Origin of the sequence: Streptomyces sp. NPDC059443 (assembly GCF_042750105.1) — a bacterium.
Classification (GTDB): domain Bacteria; phylum Actinomycetota; class Actinomycetes; order Streptomycetales; family Streptomycetaceae; genus Streptomyces.
The window spans coordinates 1-18171 of sequence record NZ_JBHYVM010000006.1; the positions used below are offsets into that span (position 1 = coordinate 1).

Consider the following 18171-nt stretch of genomic DNA (forward strand, 5'->3'; position numbering starts at 1 on the left):
GGGGCGCGGCGCCGGACCACCCGCCCTCGGCCCCCGCGCGGGGGGGGGGGGGGGGGGGCGGCGGGGCGGGGCGCGCGGGGGGGCGGGGGGGGGGCCCCGGGGGGGGGGCCCCCCGCCAGCAGGGCGGCGGCCGGGAGGATCGCGGAGATCGGTCTCATGCGGCCGATGCTCGGCGAGGCACGGGCCGCCCGCGCGGAGGGTGCGCCGACTGGCCCCACGACACGCCGCCGCGGGAGCTAGGCCGTCTCTTTGGCGCTAGGCCGGAGTGTCCGACGGGGCGATGGGCCAGCCGCGCATGGCGAAGACGCCCTCGTCTACGGCGCCGGTCGCGGCGTAGGTGGCCAGCGCGGCCTCGTTGTCGGTGTCGACGGCCACCCACATGCCGTAACAGCCGCGCGCCTCGGCCTCGGCGGCGAGCGCCTGGATCAGGGCGCGGCCGATGCCGCGCCGCCGGTAGCCCTCGTCCACGGAGAGCTCGTACAGGCACATCTCGGTGCCCTTGTCGGGGTGGCTCATCTCGATGCCGGAGACCGTTCCGGCGGGCACGCCGTCCACGTAGGCGATGAGCATCAGGTGCCCGGGGGCGGCGAGGAAGCGCTCCGACCAGTCCGGGCGGACGGGCCCGTCGAAGAGGGGTTCTGCGGCTTGGAGTTCGGCGGGGGTGCGGGCGGCTCGGATGTCCATGGCGGTGACGATAATGGCCCGTACCCGGGTCCGAGGGGGAGCCGGATCCCGGTACGGCGTGGCGTGGCGCCGGAGCCGGTCCGGGTCAGGCGGAGGCGGGGTCCGCCGCGCGCAGCGCGAGGGCGGCGGCGAAGCCGGGCGGGGCGGGGAGATCCGCCAGGGTCCAGCCGGGGAACGGGGCCGGGGCGGTGGCGGAGCCGACGTAGGGCTCCACCAGACCGAGCGCGAGGCCCGTCCCGATGGCCTTGAGGCAGGCCTCCTTGCGGGACCACACCCGGGCCAGCGCCCGCGGCCGGTCCGGCTCGGCGAGCGCGGTGAGCTCGGCGGTCTCCGCCGGGTGCAGGGTGCCCACCACGTCGGCCACCGCGTCCGCGCCCGGGACGGCCTCCACGTCCACGCCGACGGGTACCCGCGCGAAGGCGAGGTAGGCCACGTCGCCGCTGTGCGAGAGGGAGAAGTGCGGTGCGCCGCCGTCGTCTTGGCGCTGGCCGTCGGCGAGCGCGGGCCGGCCGTGCGGGCCGCCGCAGCACGGGCACTCCTCACGGGTCAGGGCCACGTCCGCCGGAGCCAGCCCCAGGTAGGCGCCGAGCAGCGCCCGCAGGCCCAGGTGCGAGGCCACGTACCGGTGTCGGGCTTCCGGCCTCAGGAACCGCCCGGCGCGATCGAGCTCGGCCGCGTCCAGCACCGGCGAGGCCTCGTCGACACGGAGCCCGCCGACCATGTCCAGCGTGGTGTCCAGGGACCACACCGCGGGCAGCGCGCCGACGCGCGGCGCGTCGGCGCCGAGCCGGTTCACGCCGAGTTGGTTCGCATGCGTGGTCACCGCGAAATCCTAACCGCAAGCGGCTCCCACCTGGACTTCTCAACCGGGTCCAGGGGCCCAGGACTCGGCGTTGCGCGGACCGCGGCCCGGAGCGTGCGGTGTACGGAGGGCTGCGGTGCGGCGTGCGGATCAGTGGGTGCGGCTCGACGCCGGTTGGACCGGGGTGCCGTCGTGCGTCTTCGCGTCGGGGGACGGGGTGCCGTCGGTCCACGCGTAGACCTTCTTGCCGCGTACCGCGACCTGGTACTGGTAGTAGTCACGGCATTCGGGCCGCTCCTCGGCCCGGGTGTCGCCCGGCCACCACCTGGCCGCCAGCGCCGTCCGCGCGTGCTTCTTCGGCTTGCCCGCCGAGCACTGCGGGCCGTCGAGCGGGGTCGAGCCCAGCGTGAACCGGATCAGCCGGGCCCCGCCGTCGGTCCGTGCCTTTATTCGGACGTCGGTGGCGTCCTTCGGAACCCAACCGGGCAGCACCCACGTCGGCTCCCCGCGCGTGGGGGCATCGGCGGCCGTCGCGAAGCGCTTGCCCTTCTCCTTGAACACGTGGTCGTTGATCGTGTCGGTCAGGGGGTTGTTGGGGAGGTTGGGCAGGGCGATGGCGGCGGTGGCGAGTACTCCGACGGTTGCTGCGGCGATGACGAGAGGACGGCGGCTCATGTCTACGAGTATTCGCGGCGGGGCCCGTAACCCGCGTCCCTCCCGAGGACGAACCGGATCTATGCCGAAAGAGTGACATCGAGTCATACCTGAGTCCTGCCCCGGGGCTTACGCCGTCGCTACGGGGCTCTGGGTAAAGTGCGCTGACCTGCACGAAAGCCCTCCCCGGAGGGAGGGCTCGATGTGGGACGCGGGAAGTGCCCCCGGCAGGACTCGAACCTGCGGCCAAGTGCTTAGAAGGCACCTGCTCTATCCACTGAGCTACGGGGGCCGGAAGGTGGCCGTGTTGGCCTGGAGCCCCGGGGTGGGGGTGGGACTGTGGTCCGTGCCGGGTCAAGGATAGGGCTCCGGTTGCCTTGTCCCGGTTGCTTCACCCGCGTGCCACGATGTGTAGGTTCGGTGAAGCGGTCCCGATAATCGCAGGCAGGTGCGATTCTCGCATCGGTTTTGCGCCGTGGCGCCCTGGGTGTTGTGCACTCGTTATGCCTGCGCCCCACTAGTCCGCACTGTCCAGGATGTCCCACTGGAGTAGCGGTCGGCGCGCAGAGGACGTATAAGCTTCAAAAATGGTCCCAAATTGGGCATTCTTCGCATGTGGTGACCTTGGATGTTCGGCCTCAGCTGCTCGATGCCCTGTCCGCCCTGCGCGACCGGGTCGCGTCCGTGCGTCTGCCGCTGCCCCTGCCCGGCGCTCCGCGCGCCCGCCAGACCAGAGCCGAGCTGCTCGCGCAGCTCGACGACTACCTCGTACCCCGGCTGAAGGCGCCGGAGGCGCCGCTGCTCGCCGTCGTCGGCGGGTCCACCGGAGCCGGTAAGTCCACCCTCGTCAACTCCCTCGTAGGGCGCCAGGTGAGTGAAGCCGGAGTGCTCCGGCCCACGACCCGCACCCCCGTGCTCGTCTGCCATCCGGAGGACCATCACTGGTTCGCCGGGATGCGGGTGCTCCCCGACCTGATGCGGGTCTGGGCTCCGCAGACCGACGACGACCCCCTTCCGGCCATCCGGAAGACCCCCCACCGGCCGGGCGACAGGCACGGGCACGCCACCCGGGAAGTACGCATCGAGACCGTCTCCACCCTGCCCCGCGGTCTCGCCATCCTCGACGCCCCCGACATCGACTCCCTCGTGGTCGACAACCGGACGCTCGCCGCCGAACTCATCTGCGCCGCCGACGTCTGGGTCATGGTCACCACCGCCTCGCGCTACGCCGACGCCGTGCCCTGGCACCTGCTGCGCACCGCCAAGCAGTACAAGGCCACCCTGGTCACCGTCCTCGACCGGGTCCCGCACCAGGTGCTCACCGAGGTCTCCCGGCAGTACGGGGCCCTGCTCACCCGGGCCGGGCTGGGCGACGTACCGCGGTTCACCGTTCCCGAGCTGCCCGAATCGGCCGGCGGGGGCGGGCTGCTGCCCGCCAGCGCCGTCGCGCCGCTGTTCGCCTGGCTCGCCCACCACGCGCAGGATCCGGCCGCCCGGCAGTACGCCGTCGGGCGCACCGCGCTCGGCGCGCTCGACTCCCTCGCGCGCCGGATGCCCGAGCTCGCGTCGGCCGTCGCGGCCCAGCACGCCGCCGCCGTACGGCTGACCTCCGCCGTCGAGGACGCGTACAAGAGGGAGGGCAAGCGGGTCCGCAACCGGCTCGACCGGGGCGCCGTACTGGCCGGGGACGCGCTGACCCGGTGGCGCGGCTACCCGCTCGACACGAGCGCCGACGAACTCCTCGACTCGCTCGCGGAATCCCTCGCCGCGCTCCTCCAGTGCGCCGTCGCCGCCGCCGACGAGCGGATCGCCGACGCCTGGCGGCGCGAGCCCGCGGCCGGCGCCGTGGCGCTGCCGGCCCCCGACCACGAGGCGGCGGAACGTATCGGCATGGCCGTACGGCGCTGGCGGCGCGTGCTGGAGGAGCTCGCCGAGGAAGAAGTCGCCCGGCTCGACAAGCAGCCCGCGCCCGACCCCGACGGGATCGCCGCCCTGCTGGTCGCCGCCCTCCTCGGCGGCAAGCGGGCCCGCCCGGCGGGGGAGAAGCTCGCCGAACGGATCGGCGTACAGGCCGCCGTACGCCTGCGCGACCGGGGCGGGGAACTGGTCGGCGAACACCTCGACCAGGTGCTGCGCGCCGAACGCGACCGCCGCCTCGCCCCGATCGAGGCGCTCGAAGTGAGTCCCGAACCCCAGGCCGAGCTGATCGCCGCACTGTCCGTACTGCAGAAGGAGAGGTGACGCGGTGACCGCCTTGACCGACCGGACCGACGACCGCTGGGACGACGGACTCATCGCACGCTCGCGCCCCCGGGTCGCCGACGACGACTGGCCCGGGACCGGCGACGACGAGGGTGACGAAGCACTCGTACGGGCGGTTTCCGGCGCCGGAAGCGACGGCGGCAAGGCCCCCGCGCCCCCGCTCAGCCCCGAGGCGCAGGCGCTGCGCGTCCGCCTCGACGCGCTGCGCCAGCTCATCGGGCTGTCCCGGACCCGGATCCTCGACGGCAAGACCCTCGCCGAGGCCGGACGGATCCTGGACGAGGCGGCGGCGCGGCGCGGGCTCTCCCCGCAGCACACCGTCGTCGCCATCGCCGGGGCCACCGGAAGCGGCAAGTCGACTCTCTTCAATTCACTCGCCGGAGTGCAGATCTCCGAGACCGGGCTGCGCAGGCCGACCACCGCCGCACCCATCGCGTGCAGCTGGTCGGACGGCGCCGCCGGCCTGCTGGACCGCCTCGAAATCCCCGGCCGGCTGCGCCGCCGGCCCCGCGAGACCTCGGAGGCCGAGGCGCTGCGCGGCATGGTCCTCGTCGACCTCCCCGACCTGGACTCGGCGGTCGGCGCGCACCGCGACCACGTGGACCGGGTACTGGCCCTGGTCGACGCGGTGGTGTGGGTGGTGGACCCGGAGAAGTACGCGGACGCGGTGCTGCACGAGCGGTACCTGCGCCCGCTGGCCGGCCACGCCGAGGTGACGTTCGTCGTGCTCAACCAGGTGGACCGGCTGCCCGGCGAGTCCGCAGATCTCGTCCTGGACGACCTGCGCAGGCTGCTCGACGACGACGGGATCGCGCTCGGCGAGCACGGGGAGCCCGGGGCCACCGTCCTAGGGCTTTCCGCCCTTACGGGTGAAGGCGTGGGGGAACTGAGGGAGATGCTCGGACAGTTCACCCAGGAGAAGGGCGCCGCGACCCGGCGGATCTCCGCGGACGTCGATCGGGCCGCGGCACGCCTGCGGCCCCTCTACATCGCCGACGGCCACTCCGGGCCGGAGATCGGTGAGACGGCGCGCGCCGAGTTCGAGGACCGGCTCGCCGAGGCGGTCGGGGCCTATGCGGCCGGCCTCGCCGCCGAGCGGGCCTGGCGGCGCAATGCCGGAAGGGCGTGCGGAACCCCGTGGCTGCGGCTGTGGAGGTGGTACGAGAACCGGCGCGCCCCGCGCTCGCTGGTCGGCCTCGCCGCCCTGGCGGCGATCGGCCGCTCACCGGCGGGCCCCGAGGTGCCGGCCGAGGAGGAGGTGACGGCCCGCCAACGAGTGGAACAGGCCGTACGGACCGTCGCGGACGAGGCGGTCCGAGGCCTGCCCGACCCGTGGGCGCAGGCCGTACGGGAGACCGCGGTCCGCGGCGCCGAACGGCTCCCGGAGGCGCTGGACGAGATCGCGGTGACCCTCGGCGCGGCGGTCGCGGTGCCCAGCGCCAAGCCGCCGCGGCCCTCGTGGTGGCCGGCGGCGGTGCTCGCGCAGGCGGCCATGTCCCTGCTCCAGATCTACGGCGGGCTGTGGCTGGTCGGGCAGATCGTCGGAGTCCTGGAACCGCGGCTGATGCCGCCGGTGCTGCTGATGGTGGCGGGCATCATCGGCGGGCCGCTGGTGGAGTGGGCCTGCTCGATCGGGGCCCGGGGCCCGGCCAGGCGGTACGGGCAGGACGCGGAGCGCCGGCTGCGGCAGGCGGCGGCCGGCTGCGGACGGGCCCGGGTGCTGGAGCCGGTGGCGGCGGAGCTGCTGCGCTACCGGGAGGTGCGCGAGCAGTACGCGACGGTGGCGAAGTTTTCCACAGCGCGTCAGTAATCCACAGGCTCAAGCGGGTTCCGGCGGACCGGGCCAGCATGGTCGTACCTCGTGCGGATGGTCCGGGCGGGTACGGAATGCGGATCGGGGCGGCGCGTTGCCGAGCGCGCGGCCGCGACCCCGGGAGGACGGCCGGGATGAACGACACCCAGGTGACGCTGGTGGGCTATGTGGCCACCCAGATCGACTACAAGGAGACGGCGAGCGGTCCGGCGGCCAGGTTCCGCTTCGCCGTCACCCCCAGGTACTACGACCGGAAGAAGGAGGCCTGGGCGGACGCGCCCACCAGCTTCTACACGGTGTGGGCCCGGCGCGGGCTCGCCGTGAACCTCGCCGGATCCGTTTCCGTGGGAGAACCGCTGGTGGTCCACGGGCGGCTGAGGGTGCGCGACGCCCCGCCCGACGGGGAGGGGAACAGGTGGTTCTCGGCGGAGATCGACGCGACCGCCATCGGGCACGACCTGAACCGGGGCACGGCGGCTTTCCGGCGGGTGGTCAGGACGGACACACCGCTGATGGGTGCTCAGAAGGCGGCGGTGGTCTGAGTGTTCGAGACGGCTAGGATTCCCCGGTACTCACGGGCACCTGGGCCTTCGGCCCGAAGGGGAAGACTGTGTCGATTGCCGTTCCCGCATCCTCCACTCCTGCTGCTGCTCACGCTGTCGCTCCGCGATCCGCTCCGGAACCTGGTCCGGAACCTGGTCTGGAATCCGCTTCGGCCTCCGGTCCCGCCTCCGGTCGGGCTTCCGGTCGGGCTTCCGCCGTTCCTCCGGTTCCCGGTCCGGCCCGGGCCGTGGTCGGCGCGGCCAGACGGGGCTCCGCACGGCTGCCCATCGCGGGGGCGCTGCTCGCCGCGGCGCTGGCCGCGGCCCCGGGTGCACAGGCGGCCGCCGACACCGGCCCGCTCCCACCCAGGGCGCCGGAGGGCGCGAGCGCCGTGCTGGACGGGCTGAAGACCTACGGGCAGGCCGTGCTGCGCGGGGCGGACGGCTCGGTGCGGCAGATCCCGGCCGGACTGTACGAGATGCGGGTCGACGGCGGCGGAATGCTCCAGACGTACGGAGTCGGCATCGCTGGCAACGCGCAGCCCCAGGCCCGGTACACGGAGAGCGGCTGGAACGGCACCCCCCTCGCCGGAAGTGGAGAGGGGGGCCGGGTCCGCTGGGTCCTGGAGCACTCCTACCCCCAGTTGAACGATCTCGCCGGGCTGGCCAAGGCGGCCGGAGCGGCCGGGCTCACCGCGGAGAGCGCGGCGGCCGGGACCCAGGTGGCCATCTGGCGACTGGCCGACGGCGTGCGGGTGGAGGCAGCGGATCCGCAGGCACAGAAGCTGGCCGACTACCTCCAACGGGAGGCGGGGCGGCTGCCGGAGCCCCCGGCCTCGCTGGGGCTGGACCCCGGTGAGGTGTCGGGGCCGGCGGGCAGCAGGATCGGGCCCGTCACCGTGCGGACGGGTGCGCAGAGCGTGAGCGTGACTCCCGACGCGGCGGCCCTGGCCATGGGGGTGCGGGTTCTGGACGCCGAGGGGCGGCAGGTCGACACCGCCGCCAACGGGACGAAGCTGTTCTTCGAGGTGCCGGCGGGGACCCCGGACGGCAGCGCCTCGGTCACCGTGCACGGGTCCACCCGGGTTCCGGTGGGGCGGGTCTTCACCAGCGGGGTGCCCGCGCAGGCACAGATCGTGGCCGGCTCCAGCGAGTCCGCTCTCGGGGCCACGGCCACGGCGAAGTGGCCGCGGCCCACGGCGGTCCAGGCTGCGGACGCGGCGGCTTCGGGCGCCTCGGGCGCGGCGGTGGCGGCGCTGGGCACGCTGTCCGCGCCCGCCTCGGCGGCCATGTCGGACACCTCGGAGGAGCGGCTGGCCACGAGCGGCAGCTCGACGGCGACCCCGGTCATCGCCTCCCTGGCGGTCGGCCTGGTGGTCCTCGGCGGCCTCGTCGTCCTGCTCGTGCGCAAGCGGCCCCTGGAAGAGGGCCACGGCCCGGACCGGGAGACGGGCCGGGAGTAGGTGCTCCGGCGGGTGCTCGGGCAAATGCTCCGCTCGCTCGCGGCAGCGAACGCGGGTGGCCGCGAGGGGCCTCGCGCGGGGCGGGGTCCGCGCGGTGTGCGCGGAATGTCCGGTGCTTCGACGGTCATAACCGGACGAATTCCATCCACTTCAAACGGAGTGGATCATGCGGTTCTTCGTGGCTAAGGTGAACCGGCAAACATGATCGTTCCAATGTTGAGGTGCTGCTTGTGAAGTTGTCCCGGATAGCCGCGTCGGTCGTCACGGCGGCCATCGCCCCGGCCGTTCTGTTCGCCTCGCCGGCCTTCGCAGCCGACTCGGCGACTCCGGCACCCGCGTCCGCCCCGGACGAGGCCCCGGCCGGTGTCGCCAAGGGCGGCGAGCAGGCCGGGAAGAAGGCCGACGGCGATGGGAAGCGGGCCGAGGGCGACCGGGAGGCCATCCTGCGCCTGATGGCGGCGACGCCGGTGGGCTCCTCCATGCGCCTGCAGGGCAGCAAGGCCATCGACGGCGGCCCGGCGGCCATGCGCGCCTTCCTGGAGACCGGCCAGTACGTGGCCCGGGACCAGGACAACCGGGTGATGATCGTGCGGATCATGGACCAGGCCCAGATGGACTCCGAGGTCAGCGCCGGCGTGGTCGAAGCGGGTCAGGCTGCCCTCAAGGGCTCGGCGGCCGACCGCGTGGCCTTCCTGGAAATGGGCCAGTACGAGGCCCGGGACGACGACAACCGGGTCTGGATCTCGCGGATCATCGGCAAGGCCCAGGCGGGCACCGGCGTCAACCGAGGCGTGATCGAGGCGGGGAAGGCCGCCCTCAAGGGCTCGGCGGCCGACCGCGAGGCCTTCCTGAAGACCGGCCGTTTCAAGGCCCGCGCCGATGACATCAGGGTCGAGCTGGCCCGGATGGAGGGCGCGGCGGGCCCGATCCTCGCCAAGGGGATCGACAAGATGTTCAGTACCAGCCCGACCCTGGCCGAGCTGGAGCACTTCCTCGCGGTGACCCAGTTCGAGCTGCGCGACGAGGACAACCGCCTCGCCATCTCGAAGATCATCAACGCTGGTGGTCCCGAGGTGCAGAAGGCCGGCAAGGCCGCGCTCCAGGGCACCCCCGCCGACCGCGAGACCTTCCTGAAGACCGGGCAGGCCGAGGCCCGCGCGAAGGACGAGAAGGCCGCCGAAACCAAGCCGGGCACCGGCACCGGCACCGGAACGGGAACCGGTACCTCGGGGGTCGTGACCGCCGGCGCGAAGAGCGGCACCGGCTCCGGCACGGGCAACGTCAACGCGAGCCCGGCCGGTTCCACCGGAACCAGCGTGCTCGCCTCCACCGGTACCGACCCGCTGTGGGTGTCCACCGGAGCGGGCGCCGCGCTGGTCGCGGGCGCGGGCTTCGTGTTCGCCGCCCGCACGCGCCGCCAGGGCCCCAAGGCCTGACCCGGACCGGGCGCCGCCCTACGCGGCGGCGCCCGCTCCTCAGCCCGCCGCGGGCCCCGCGCCACCCGCTCCTCAGCCGGCCCCGCCCGGGCCGACCGCACCCGTACCCGGACCCGGGCCGACCGGACCAGGGCCGACGCCGCCCGGGCCGACGCCGCCAGGGCCGGCCGCACCCGGGCCGGCCACGCCGAGATCCGCGCGCATCGCGTCCCGCATGTTCTCCCAGAGCTCCCAGAGGCCGACCAGCTCGGCGTGGATCTCCTCGAAGGACCCGTCAGGCGCGGGATCGCCCTCCTCCAGCCGCAGCGTCCGGCGGTAGGTCTCGGCGAGGGTCCTCGTCATCAGGTCCAGTTCCCCGAGCACCGCCGCGGAAGCGATCATCTGGGCCTCCGCGAAGGCGGCGTGGTGCGCGTTGCGGGACTCCTCCAGCGCCGCCCGGTCCTCCGCGGTGGCCCGCGCCCTGTGGACGAGCCACAGGAAGGACATGAGGGCGATCCGGTACCTCCGGTACGCGGCGTTGGCCGCCGTATAGCAGTCGCGCCTGCGGGCCTGCTCCGCCAGCTCCTGTTCCCGCAGCCACCGCGCCTGCGCGACCCGCTGCTCGCGCTCGAACTGCGCCGCCTGCACCCCCGCCACCATCCGCTGCGACAGCACGGTCGCCAGCAGCGTCCCGGCCACGCCGACCACGGCGGCGCCCAGCGCGATCAGCCCGTTGTCCACGGTTCCACCGTTCCCCCCAACCTCGGCCGCGGCCCCCCGGCCGCCGCCCGTTCCGCGCCATCCTGCCGTGTTACCAGGCCGGGCGCGGGTCCCTCAGCTCCTCCGGGGTCTGCTCGGGCAGCCATGTGTGCCCGACGTCCGTGCGCCACAGGGAACCGGGGCTCGGGGCGTACTCCTGCGTCGGCGGGGCCGGCTCGTGGAAGCGCTCGGTGCCCGGCAGCGGCAGCTCCACCAGCTTCCCCTCGCGGAACATCCACAGACCGAAGCAGTCGTCGTCCTCGTCGTGGAGCATGACCTGCACGCACTCCGGCCTGTTCCACGGCAGCGCCTCCAGGTCCTTAAGGACCCCCGCGCGCTGCCCCTCCCGGAAGAACTCCAGGTGCCACCCGCCGACGAACCATCCGGGTATCGGCTCGAACCGGCCGAGCCACGTGCGCGACTCGTCGTCCCGCGTCAGCGGCTCCATCACCTCGTCCTCGTACCGGGCCAGCACCAGGACCTGCGCCATTCTGCTCATGACCGAAGGCCACCGCATGCGGTGGCCGGAGGCAAGCCGATTACCGGGGCAGCGGCGCCGGCCCGGCCCGTCGGACGCGCGGAAACAGCCGCCGGGGCCCCCTCCGCCCCGTGCCCAGGTCAGGGCCCCGGGACCATACGCGTTTCCCCCGGGGGATGGACGTCAGGCAAGATGGGGTGTATCTGCCCACCCATCGATCTGCCGGACGGTTTCTCTTGGCTGAGTTCATCTACACCATGCGCAAGACGCGCAAGGCGCACGGCGACAAGGTGATTCTTGATGACGTCACCCTGAACTTCCTGCCCGGCGCGAAGATCGGTGTGGTCGGCCCCAACGGCGCCGGTAAGTCCACCGTCCTCAAGATCATGGCGGGGCTGGAGCAGCCGTCCAACGGCGAGGCGTACCTGTCTCCCGGCTTCACCGTCGGCATCCTCATGCAGGAGCCCAAGCTCGACGAGGCCAAGACGGTCCTGGAGAACGTCCAGGACGGCGCGGCCGACATCATGGCCAAGCTGAAGCGCTTCAACGAGGTCGCCGAGGAAATGGCGACCGACTACACCGACGCGCTGCTGGACGAGATGGGCAAGCTCCAGGAAGTCCTGGACCACGCCAACGCCTGGGACCTCGACGCCCAGCTGGAGCAGGCCATGGACGCCCTGGGCTGCCCGCCCGGCGACTGGCCCGTCACCAACCTCTCCGGTGGCGAGAAGCGCCGCGTCGCGCTCTGCAAGCTGCTGATCGAGGCCCCGGACCTGCTCCTCCTCGACGAGCCCACCAACCACCTCGACGCCGAGTCGGTGAACTGGCTGGAGCAGCACCTTTCGCAGTACAAGGGTGCCGTCGTGGCCGTCACCCACGACCGTTACTTCCTGAACAACGTCGCCGAGTGGATCCTCGAACTCGACCGCGGCCGCGCCCACCCGTACGAGGGCAACTACTCCACCTACCTGGAGAAGAAGGCCACCCGTCTCAAGGTCGAGGGCCGCAAGGACGAGAAGCGCCAGAAGCGCCTCAAGGAAGAGCTGGAGTGGGTCCGCTCCAACGCCAAGGGCCGCCAGACCAAGTCCAAGGCCCGTCTCGCCCGCTACGAGGAGATGGCGGCCGAAGCGGACAAGATGCGGAAGCTGGACTTCGAGGAGATCCAGATCCCGCCGGGCCCGCGTCTGGGCTCGATCGTGGTCGAGGTCAACAACCTCTCCAAGGCGTTCGGTGACAAGGTCCTGGTCGACGACCTGTCCTTCACGCTGCCGCGCAACGGCATCGTCGGCATCATCGGCCCGAACGGCGCCGGCAAGACCACGCTCTTCAAGATGCTCCTGGGCCTGGAGGCGCCGGACTCCGGCTCCGTCAAGATCGGCGAGACCGTCAAGATCTCGTACGTCGACCAGAGCCGCGCCAACATCGACCCCAAGAAGTCCCTCTGGGCCGTCGTGTCGGACGAGCTGGACTACATCAACGTCGGCCAGGTCGAGATGCCGTCGCGCGCGTACGTCAGCGCCTTCGGCTTCAAGGGCCCGGACCAGCAGAAGGCAGCCGGCATCCTGTCCGGTGGTGAGCGCAACCGCCTGAACCTGGCGCTGACGCTCAAGGAGGGCGGCAACCTGCTGCTCCTCGACGAGCCCACCAACGACCTCGACGTCGAGACCCTGTCCTCGCTGGAGAACGCGCTCCTGGAGTTCCCGGGTGCGGCCGTGGTCATCTCCCACGACCGCTGGTTCCTGGACCGGGTCGCCACGCACATCCTGGCGTACGAGGGCGAGTCCAAGTGGTACTGGTTCGAGGGCAACTTCGAGTCGTACGAGAAGAACAAGGTCGAGCGGCTCGGCGCGGACGCCACCCGTCCGCACCGCGCCACCTACAAGAAGCTCACCCGAGGCTGAGGGCTGAGGTCACAGACCATGGCCAGACACCACTACCGGTGCCCCCTGCGCTGGGCAGACATGGACGCCTTCGGGCACGTCAACAACGTCGTCTTCCTCCGCTATCTGGAGGAGGCGCGGATCGACTTCATGTTCCGCCTCGCGCCGGGGGAGGGCAGTGAGTCCTTCACGGGCGGTTCCGTCGTGGCCCGCCACGAGATCGACTACAAGCTGCCCCTCGTGCACCGTCACGAGCCGGTCCTCATCGAGTCCTGGGTGACCCGGATAGGCGCCGCGTCCCTGACCATCCGCTACGAGGTCAAGGACGAGGCGACCGAGGACGCGCCCGAGACGGTCTACGTGCGCGCCGAGACCGTGGTCGTGCCCTACAACCTCGCCGAGGGGCGGCCCCGCCGCATCACGGCCGAGGAGAAGCTCTTCCTCCAGGAGTACCTGGACGAGCCGAAGGCGCAGCCGCAGACCGGCGCCGCTGCCGCTGCCGGGAGCATCGCGGCATGAACGAGCAGCTGCACTTCGCCGACTCCGGGGAGGCGGCCGACCTCGCCGCCTTCCTGGGCCGGCTGGTGCACTACGACCGCGCCGCCGCCGTCCGCCTGCAGGCGCAGGCCGGCGGCGGCGCGCTCGCCGTCTTCGGGCGGCCGCCGTCCTTCGACGTGCTGGCCATCCGTACGGTGCGCCTCGCCGCGCCCGTCGGGGCGCCGCTGGACGTCACCGTCTCGGCCGGCGAACTGCTGGAGTCGGTGGACGAGACCTCGGGCGGCGCCGTCGTGCCCGCGGCCGTCACCGGACCGCCCTGGGCCGGGGTGCTTCCGCCCCGCGGCGGCTGGACCCCGGTCGCCGGGCTGCCCGGCCCCGAGGCGATCCGCGCGGTCCTGGCGGCCTCCGTCGCCGAGTTCCGGGCCCGAGACGAGGCCCTGCCCCCGCAGCACCGGACCCGGTCCGAGCGCGACCGCATCGGCCGCGAGATCTGGTCCCGCACGCTGGGGGACACCGAACTTCCGCTGCGCGCCGTCCACGCCGCGCAGTCCCTGGGCTTCCTGCGGCCGGTGCGGTCCACCGTGCCCGCCGGACCCACCCCGCCCGGAGCCCCCGAACCGGTGGCCCTGCTGGCGTCCGGGGGCTGGCTGCGGCTGCGCACCCCGTACGGGTCGATCGCCACGCGCCGCCCCGGCGGCCTCGGCGCGCTGCTGGTGCGTCCGGTCTAGGCCGTCTCTTTCGGATCTTGCCTGGCCCGCGCCGCCCGGCACCGCACCTCGCCGCGCTGCCGGGGCACCCGAGTACGTCCAGTACGCGGGAGCCCCGGCAGCGCACCGAGGCACGGCACCGGACGACGCGGGCCTGACCGGCAAGATCCGAAAGAGACGGCCTAGCTCCGGCGCGGGCCGCACGAGGCCTCGTAGACGAGCTCGTACGGGTCCCCGCGCGGGCTAACCCGCCGTGTTGATCATCGACGCGGCGGCGTACGTCAGGTACCGCCACAGCTGCGCCTCGTGCTCCGGGGCGAGGGCGAGCTCGTCCACCGCCACCCGCATGTGCTTCAGCCACGCGTCGTGCGCCGTCGAGTCCACCTGGAACGGGGCGTGCCGCATGCGCAGGCGCGGGTGGCCGCGGTTCTCGCTGTAGGTGTTCGGGCCGCCCCAGTACTGCATCAGGAAGAGCGCGAACCGGTCCTCGGCGGGACCCAGGTCACCCTCCGGGTACATCGGCCGCAGCAGCGGGTCCTCGGCCACCCCCTGGTAGAAGCGGTGCACCAAGCGGCGGAAGGTGTCCTCGCCGCCCACCAGTTCGTAGAAGGTCTGCTCCTGGACCGTACCCCGCGGAATCTCGTTCACCCGACCATCGTCTCAGACGCCCGGACGGAGGACCCCGGTCCTAGGACTTCCGAGACGGACCGGCATGGACCTCCAGAGGTCGCCCGCGGGCCGCGTCCGCAGGAGAGTGGAGGCATGGGCGCACAAGCCGGTGTACGTGACATGCGGGAGACCGCGCACGCCGCCCAGGTACGGGAACTCACCGCCGCCGGGGTGCTGGGCGACCCGGCCTGGCGGGCGGCCTTCGCCGCCGTACCGCGGCACGTCTTCGTCCCGTACTACTTCACCGGCCGCGGGGCCGGCCACGAGCGGCTCTGGGCCGAGGACCCCGATCCCGAGCGGCGGGCCCGCTGGCTGCGCGGGGTCTACGCGGACGCCCCGCTCGCCACCCGGCTGCGAGACGGCGAGCTCGTCTCCTCCAGCAGCCAGCCCTCGCTGATGGCGAACATGCTGGAGGCCCTGGACGTGCGCGACGGGAACAACGTGCTGGAGATCGGCGCGGGCACCGGCTACAACGCGGCCCTGCTCTGCCACCGGCTCGGCGACGGCCTCGTCACCACCGTGGACCTGGACGAGGAGATCACCGAGTCGGCGCGCTCGCACCTGGCCCTGCTCGGCTACCGGCCCGAGGTGGTCACCGGCGACGGGGCGCGCGGCTGCCCCTCCCGCGGCCCCTTCGACCGGATCCTGGTGACCTGCACGCTCCCGCTGATCCCGCCCGCCTGGCTCGGCCAGTGCCGTCCCGGGGCGCGGATCCTGGCCCCGCTGTCCACCGGGCTGATCGCGCTGACGGTGCGGGACGAGGGGTTCGCGGAGGGCCGTTTCCTGCACACCCCGGCCTACTTCGTACCGCTGCGCGGGGCCACGGCGGCGCCGCCGGGCACCTACGGGACCCCGCAGGGGATCCCGTACGAGCTGGTGGAGAACGAGCGCTTCCAGTTCATGCTGGTGCTGACCTCCGGCGCGCTGCACCCGAGGGAGGCCCTGGACCTGTGGCGGCGCGAGGACCGGCCGGCGCGCGAGCGCTTCGGGGTGACGGTCACCGCCGAGGGGCAGTGGTCGTGGCTCGACGATCCCCAGGGGCCCTACGTGTGGCCCCTGGGGGAGGCGGCCTAGCGGCTGGCTCAGCCCTGGCGGATGGTGATCGTGGTCCAGGCGCCGACGTGGACGCGGTCGCCGTCACCGAGCGGGACCGGCACGTAGGGCTGGATCGATTCCTCGCCGCCGTTGATGGTGGTGCCGTTGGTGGAGTTCTGGTCCACCACGGCCCAGCTGCCGTCGGGCTGCTGCACGAGCACCGCGTGCTGGTGCGAGACGCCCGGGTCCTCCGGGGGCACCGAAAGGTCGATGTCGGGGGACTCGCCCGTCGAGGCGCGGCGGCGGCCGATGGTGATCTGGCCGCCGGAGAGCGGGAGGTGCTGCTCGGGGGAGTACGCGGGCAGGTTGAGGCCCGCCGCCTCGGGGCCGCTGCGGTGCATCATCGCCATGAAGTACGAGCGGTCCGGGCCGATGGTGGCGGTCCAGGGGCCGCCGCCCTGCCGGGTGGGCGGGAAGGGCTGCGGCGGCGACTGCTGCTCGTGGTGCTGCTGCGGCGGCTGGTACTGGCCCGTCGGGGGCTGCTGGTACTGCTGCTGCTGCGGGGGCGGCGGAGGCTGCTGCTGGTACTGGGGCTGCTGGTACTCCTGGTGCGCCGGAGGCGGCAGCATCCAGTCGTCGTCGCGCTGCAGCGGCTCGGCCGGGCGGTTGACCCGGGAGGGGCGCGAGCCCTGGTACTCGAAGTGGTCCTGGGAGTACGCGGGCGGGGCCGACGGCGCGCCCGGAGACGGGAGCGGGGGCGGCGGCAGCGGCGGACCGGGCGGGCCCTGGCGCTGCTGATCCTGGCCCTGGCCCTGGCCCTGGTTCTGGCCCTGGTTCTGACCCATGCCCTGGCCCAGGTCCGGGGCGAGTGGGGTGTACGAAGTCGCGGTACGCGTCAGGAAGTTGTACCGGCACTCCTCGCAGAACGGGGCCATGGCCTCACGCGGGGTCCGGCACTGCGGGCAGAGCTCGGCCTGGGCCGTCGGCTCGCCGGTCGGAGGGTAGCCGTAGCCGTAGGAGGGCGCCGCGGGGGTGCCCGTAGGGGCAGCCATGCGGTGACCGCAGACCTCGCACCAGTCGTCGGAGGCGGACTGGTGCCCGTTCGGGCAGGTCGGCATCGCGGCGCTTCCTCCTTCTTCCTGCGCCATCGCGGCAGGGTCTTGAGTGTCCTTGAGTGTCAGGCTTTTTTCACTCGAACGGTTTGGGTCGAACGCGTTTCAAGGGTCATCTCGTCCGCATCGGCGACCTTCGCCTTCAGCCGCACAGTACCCGCCGCCGCATCGACGACATCCACCACCTTGGCGAGGAGCTTCGCGGTGTCGGCGTTGCCCGAACTGCTCGCCAGTTGCACGGCGCGGCCGAGCTTCGCCGTCGCTCCGCCGACATCACCCAGTTTGCGGGCTTCGAGACCCTGCTGGATGGCTTGCGCGAGCTCCGCCTGCCCGGTGTAGTGGGCGACCTGGGCGTTGATGGCGGTCGACGCGGCGAGATCGTTCGTCCACACCGCGCGGACCAGGCCCTGGGCGAGGACGGCCGGGGCCTCGCCGGGCGCCCCCGGCATGACGAGCGTGGCGCGGGCGGCCAGCATCTCCTGTCCCACGGCCGCGCCCGGGACCCGTACGCACACGTGGTACTCGCGGGACTCGTCGCCCCAGGAGCCCGTCGGATAGTCCCCGGCGCGCGGGCCCGCCTCCGTACGGCGGTCGGTCAGGTCGTGGACGGCCGGCGCGACCTGCTTCACGTACTGGATCTCCACGCCCACCGGGGTCCACAGGCGCAGCGCGACGTCGGCGACCTCCTTGCCCATGACGTTCTCCATCATGTGCGTGAAGTCCTCGCTGAGGTGCGCCGGGTCGGCCACGATGTCGGCGGTGCCGAGCAGCGCGCTCGCGATGCCGGTGACCTCCTTGACCTCCCAGTCGGTCCCCACGCCGCGGGCGTCACAGGTGAACCGGCCCGCGCAGGCGTCGAGGGTGGCGCGGAGCACCTCCGGCTCCTCGTGCTCGTTGCGGCCGTCGGTGAGCAGGATGCCGTGCCGGATCGAGGCGGTGGACCGGCGCAGCAGGCCGTCGGCGAGGCGCAGCCAGGTGCCGATGGCGGTGCCGCCGCCGGAGGAGAGGCCGCGCAGGGCCTCCTTGGCCTGGGCGCGGGTGGCGGCGTCGGCGGTGGCGAGGCGGCCCTGGCCGGGGTAGACCTCCTTGGCCACGTGCGTACCGGCGATCACGGCGAAGGAGGTGCCGTCGCGGAGGGTGTCGATCGCGGCGGCGGTGGCCTCGCGGGCTCCGCGCATCTTCTCGGGCGGGTACTCCATGGAGCCGGAGCAGTCGACCATGATCACTACGGCGGCGTCCTGCGTGGACGTCCGGGTGGCGGTGGCCCCACCGCTGGACGTGACCGTGACGATGGCGTGGACGTCGCGGCCGCCCTCCGGGAGGTACTCGTTCTGGTACACCTCCACGCTGAAGCGCGGGGCGCTCGGCTTGGCGAAGTTCGCCATCGGTCGGTACTCC

General features: G+C 73.1%; 17 protein-coding genes and 1 tRNA gene. 9 read left to right on the forward strand and 9 right to left on the reverse strand.

The window, feature by feature from the left end:
* Positions 1-255: 255 nt before the first annotated feature.
* The 4 genes from ACFXDJ_RS07490 to ACFXDJ_RS07505 form a co-directional block, all read right to left on the reverse strand.
* Positions 256-684: a GNAT family N-acetyltransferase gene (locus tag ACFXDJ_RS07490; protein WP_384662963.1), complete on the reverse strand. Its 429-nt coding sequence runs from the start codon at positions 682-684 to the stop codon at positions 256-258.
* An 85-nt stretch (positions 685-769) separates the two neighbouring features.
* On the reverse strand, positions 770-1507 hold the full coding sequence (locus ACFXDJ_RS07495) for a 4'-phosphopantetheinyl transferase family protein (RefSeq protein WP_384848343.1): 738 nt from the start codon (positions 1505-1507) through the stop codon (positions 770-772).
* Positions 1508-1636: 129 nt separating this feature from the next.
* Positions 1637-2161, reverse strand: a complete 525-nt coding sequence (locus tag ACFXDJ_RS07500; RefSeq protein ID WP_384649433.1) for a hypothetical protein — start codon at positions 2159-2161, stop codon at positions 1637-1639.
* 198 nt (positions 2162-2359) lie between these two features.
* Positions 2360-2432 (reverse strand) — tRNA-Arg (locus tag ACFXDJ_RS07505).
* Between the two features lie 323 nt (positions 2433-2755).
* On the opposite strand from ACFXDJ_RS07505, the gene ACFXDJ_RS07510 reads away from it, so the two are divergent.
* The 5 genes from ACFXDJ_RS07510 to ACFXDJ_RS07530 all read left to right on the forward strand — a co-directional run bounded on the left by ACFXDJ_RS07510 (position 2756) and on the right by ACFXDJ_RS07530 (position 9656).
* On the forward strand, positions 2756-4381 hold the full coding sequence (locus ACFXDJ_RS07510) for a dynamin family protein (RefSeq protein ID WP_384848346.1): 1626 nt from the start codon (positions 2756-2758) through the stop codon (positions 4379-4381).
* A 4-nt stretch (positions 4382-4385) separates the two neighbouring features.
* Positions 4386-6212: a GTPase gene (locus ACFXDJ_RS07515; protein ID WP_384848349.1), complete on the forward strand. Its 1827-nt coding sequence runs from the start codon at positions 4386-4388 to the stop codon at positions 6210-6212.
* 137 nt (positions 6213-6349) lie between these two features.
* Positions 6350-6757, forward strand: coding sequence for a single-stranded DNA-binding protein (locus ACFXDJ_RS07520; protein WP_384649427.1), 408 nt, complete (start codon positions 6350-6352; stop codon positions 6755-6757).
* Between the two features lie 248 nt (positions 6758-7005).
* A complete protein-coding gene (locus tag ACFXDJ_RS07525) occupies positions 7006-8220 on the forward strand; it encodes a thioester domain-containing protein (RefSeq protein WP_384848352.1) in 1215 nt (404 codons plus the stop codon).
* Positions 8221-8441: 221 nt separating this feature from the next.
* A complete protein-coding gene (locus ACFXDJ_RS07530; protein WP_384848355.1) occupies positions 8442-9656 on the forward strand; it encodes an ALF repeat-containing protein in 1215 nt (404 codons plus the stop codon).
* 72 nt (positions 9657-9728) lie between these two features.
* On the opposite strand, the gene ACFXDJ_RS07535 is transcribed toward ACFXDJ_RS07530, so the two are convergent.
* Both ACFXDJ_RS07535 and ACFXDJ_RS07540 read right to left on the reverse strand, forming a co-directional pair.
* On the reverse strand, positions 9729-10376 hold the full coding sequence (locus tag ACFXDJ_RS07535) for a hypothetical protein (RefSeq protein ID WP_384848358.1): 648 nt from the start codon (positions 10374-10376) through the stop codon (positions 9729-9731).
* A gap of 70 nt (positions 10377-10446) precedes the next feature.
* Positions 10447-10893 carry a hypothetical protein gene (locus ACFXDJ_RS07540; RefSeq protein ID WP_384649419.1) on the reverse strand — a complete coding sequence of 149 codons (447 nt, stop codon included), beginning with the start codon at positions 10891-10893 and terminating at the stop codon, positions 10447-10449.
* Positions 10894-11108: 215 nt separating this feature from the next.
* Here ACFXDJ_RS07540 and ettA point away from each other — a divergent pair, with 215 nt between their 5' ends.
* Genes ettA through ACFXDJ_RS07555 form a run of 3 tightly spaced genes read left to right on the forward strand, consistent with a single transcriptional unit; the run spans position 11109 to position 13978 of the window.
* On the forward strand, positions 11109-12773 hold the full coding sequence (gene ettA / locus ACFXDJ_RS07545) for an energy-dependent translational throttle protein EttA (protein WP_384649418.1): 1665 nt from the start codon (positions 11109-11111) through the stop codon (positions 12771-12773).
* A gap of 18 nt (positions 12774-12791) precedes the next feature.
* Entirely contained in the window at positions 12792-13271 is a 480-nt protein-coding gene (locus ACFXDJ_RS07550) for an acyl-CoA thioesterase (RefSeq protein ID WP_384848361.1), read from the forward strand.
* Positions 13268-13978, forward strand: coding sequence for a hypothetical protein (locus ACFXDJ_RS07555; protein ID WP_384848364.1), 711 nt, complete (start codon positions 13268-13270; stop codon positions 13976-13978). The genes ACFXDJ_RS07550 and ACFXDJ_RS07555 overlap by 4 nt, the downstream gene beginning before the upstream one ends.
* A gap of 222 nt (positions 13979-14200) precedes the next feature.
* On the opposite strand, the gene ACFXDJ_RS07560 is transcribed toward ACFXDJ_RS07555, so the two are convergent.
* Positions 14201-14605 carry a globin gene (locus tag ACFXDJ_RS07560; RefSeq protein WP_384848367.1) on the reverse strand — a complete coding sequence of 135 codons (405 nt, stop codon included), beginning with the start codon at positions 14603-14605 and terminating at the stop codon, positions 14201-14203.
* 114 nt (positions 14606-14719) lie between these two features.
* Between ACFXDJ_RS07560 and ACFXDJ_RS07565 the strand changes: the two genes are divergently transcribed.
* Positions 14720-15700 carry a methyltransferase domain-containing protein gene (locus ACFXDJ_RS07565; RefSeq protein ID WP_384656485.1) on the forward strand — a complete coding sequence of 327 codons (981 nt, stop codon included), beginning with the start codon at positions 14720-14722 and terminating at the stop codon, positions 15698-15700.
* A gap of 8 nt (positions 15701-15708) precedes the next feature.
* Here ACFXDJ_RS07565 and ACFXDJ_RS07570 read toward each other — a convergent pair whose 3' ends face one another.
* On the reverse strand, positions 15709-16779 hold the full coding sequence (locus ACFXDJ_RS07570; RefSeq protein ID WP_384848492.1) for an FHA domain-containing protein: 1071 nt from the start codon (positions 16777-16779) through the stop codon (positions 15709-15711).
* 59 nt (positions 16780-16838) lie between these two features.
* The gene (locus ACFXDJ_RS07575) at positions 16839-18158 is read right to left on the reverse strand and encodes a VWA domain-containing protein (RefSeq protein ID WP_384656482.1); all 1320 of its coding nucleotides are present in this window, start codon (positions 18156-18158) and stop codon (positions 16839-16841) included.
* Positions 18159-18171: the final 13 nt, after the last annotated feature.

What these genes read in the sequence shown, in the direction of transcription:
- ACFXDJ_RS07520 (WP_384649427.1), top strand. Translation starts at nt 6,350, where the DNA reads ATGAACGACACCCAGGTGACGCTGGTGGGCTATGTGGCCACCCAGATC.
- ACFXDJ_RS07500 (WP_384649433.1), bottom strand. Translation starts at nt 2,161, where the DNA reads ATGAGCCGCCGTCCTCTCGTCATCGCCGCAGCAACCGTCGGAGTACTC.
- ACFXDJ_RS07550 (WP_384848361.1), top strand. Translation starts at nt 12,792, where the DNA reads ATGGCCAGACACCACTACCGGTGCCCCCTGCGCTGGGCAGACATGGAC.
- ACFXDJ_RS07570 (WP_384848492.1), bottom strand. Translation starts at nt 16,779, where the DNA reads ATGCCGACCTGCCCGAACGGGCACCAGTCCGCCTCCGACGACTGGTGC.
- ACFXDJ_RS07575 (WP_384656482.1), bottom strand. Translation starts at nt 18,158, where the DNA reads ATGGCGAACTTCGCCAAGCCGAGCGCCCCGCGCTTCAGCGTGGAGGTG.
- ACFXDJ_RS07555 (WP_384848364.1), top strand. Translation starts at nt 13,268, where the DNA reads ATGAACGAGCAGCTGCACTTCGCCGACTCCGGGGAGGCGGCCGACCTC.
- ACFXDJ_RS07565 (WP_384656485.1), top strand. Translation starts at nt 14,720, where the DNA reads ATGGGCGCACAAGCCGGTGTACGTGACATGCGGGAGACCGCGCACGCC.
- ACFXDJ_RS07490 (WP_384662963.1), bottom strand. Translation starts at nt 684, where the DNA reads ATGGACATCCGAGCCGCCCGCACCCCCGCCGAACTCCAAGCCGCAGAA.
- ACFXDJ_RS07540 (WP_384649419.1), bottom strand. Translation starts at nt 10,893, where the DNA reads ATGAGCAGAATGGCGCAGGTCCTGGTGCTGGCCCGGTACGAGGACGAG.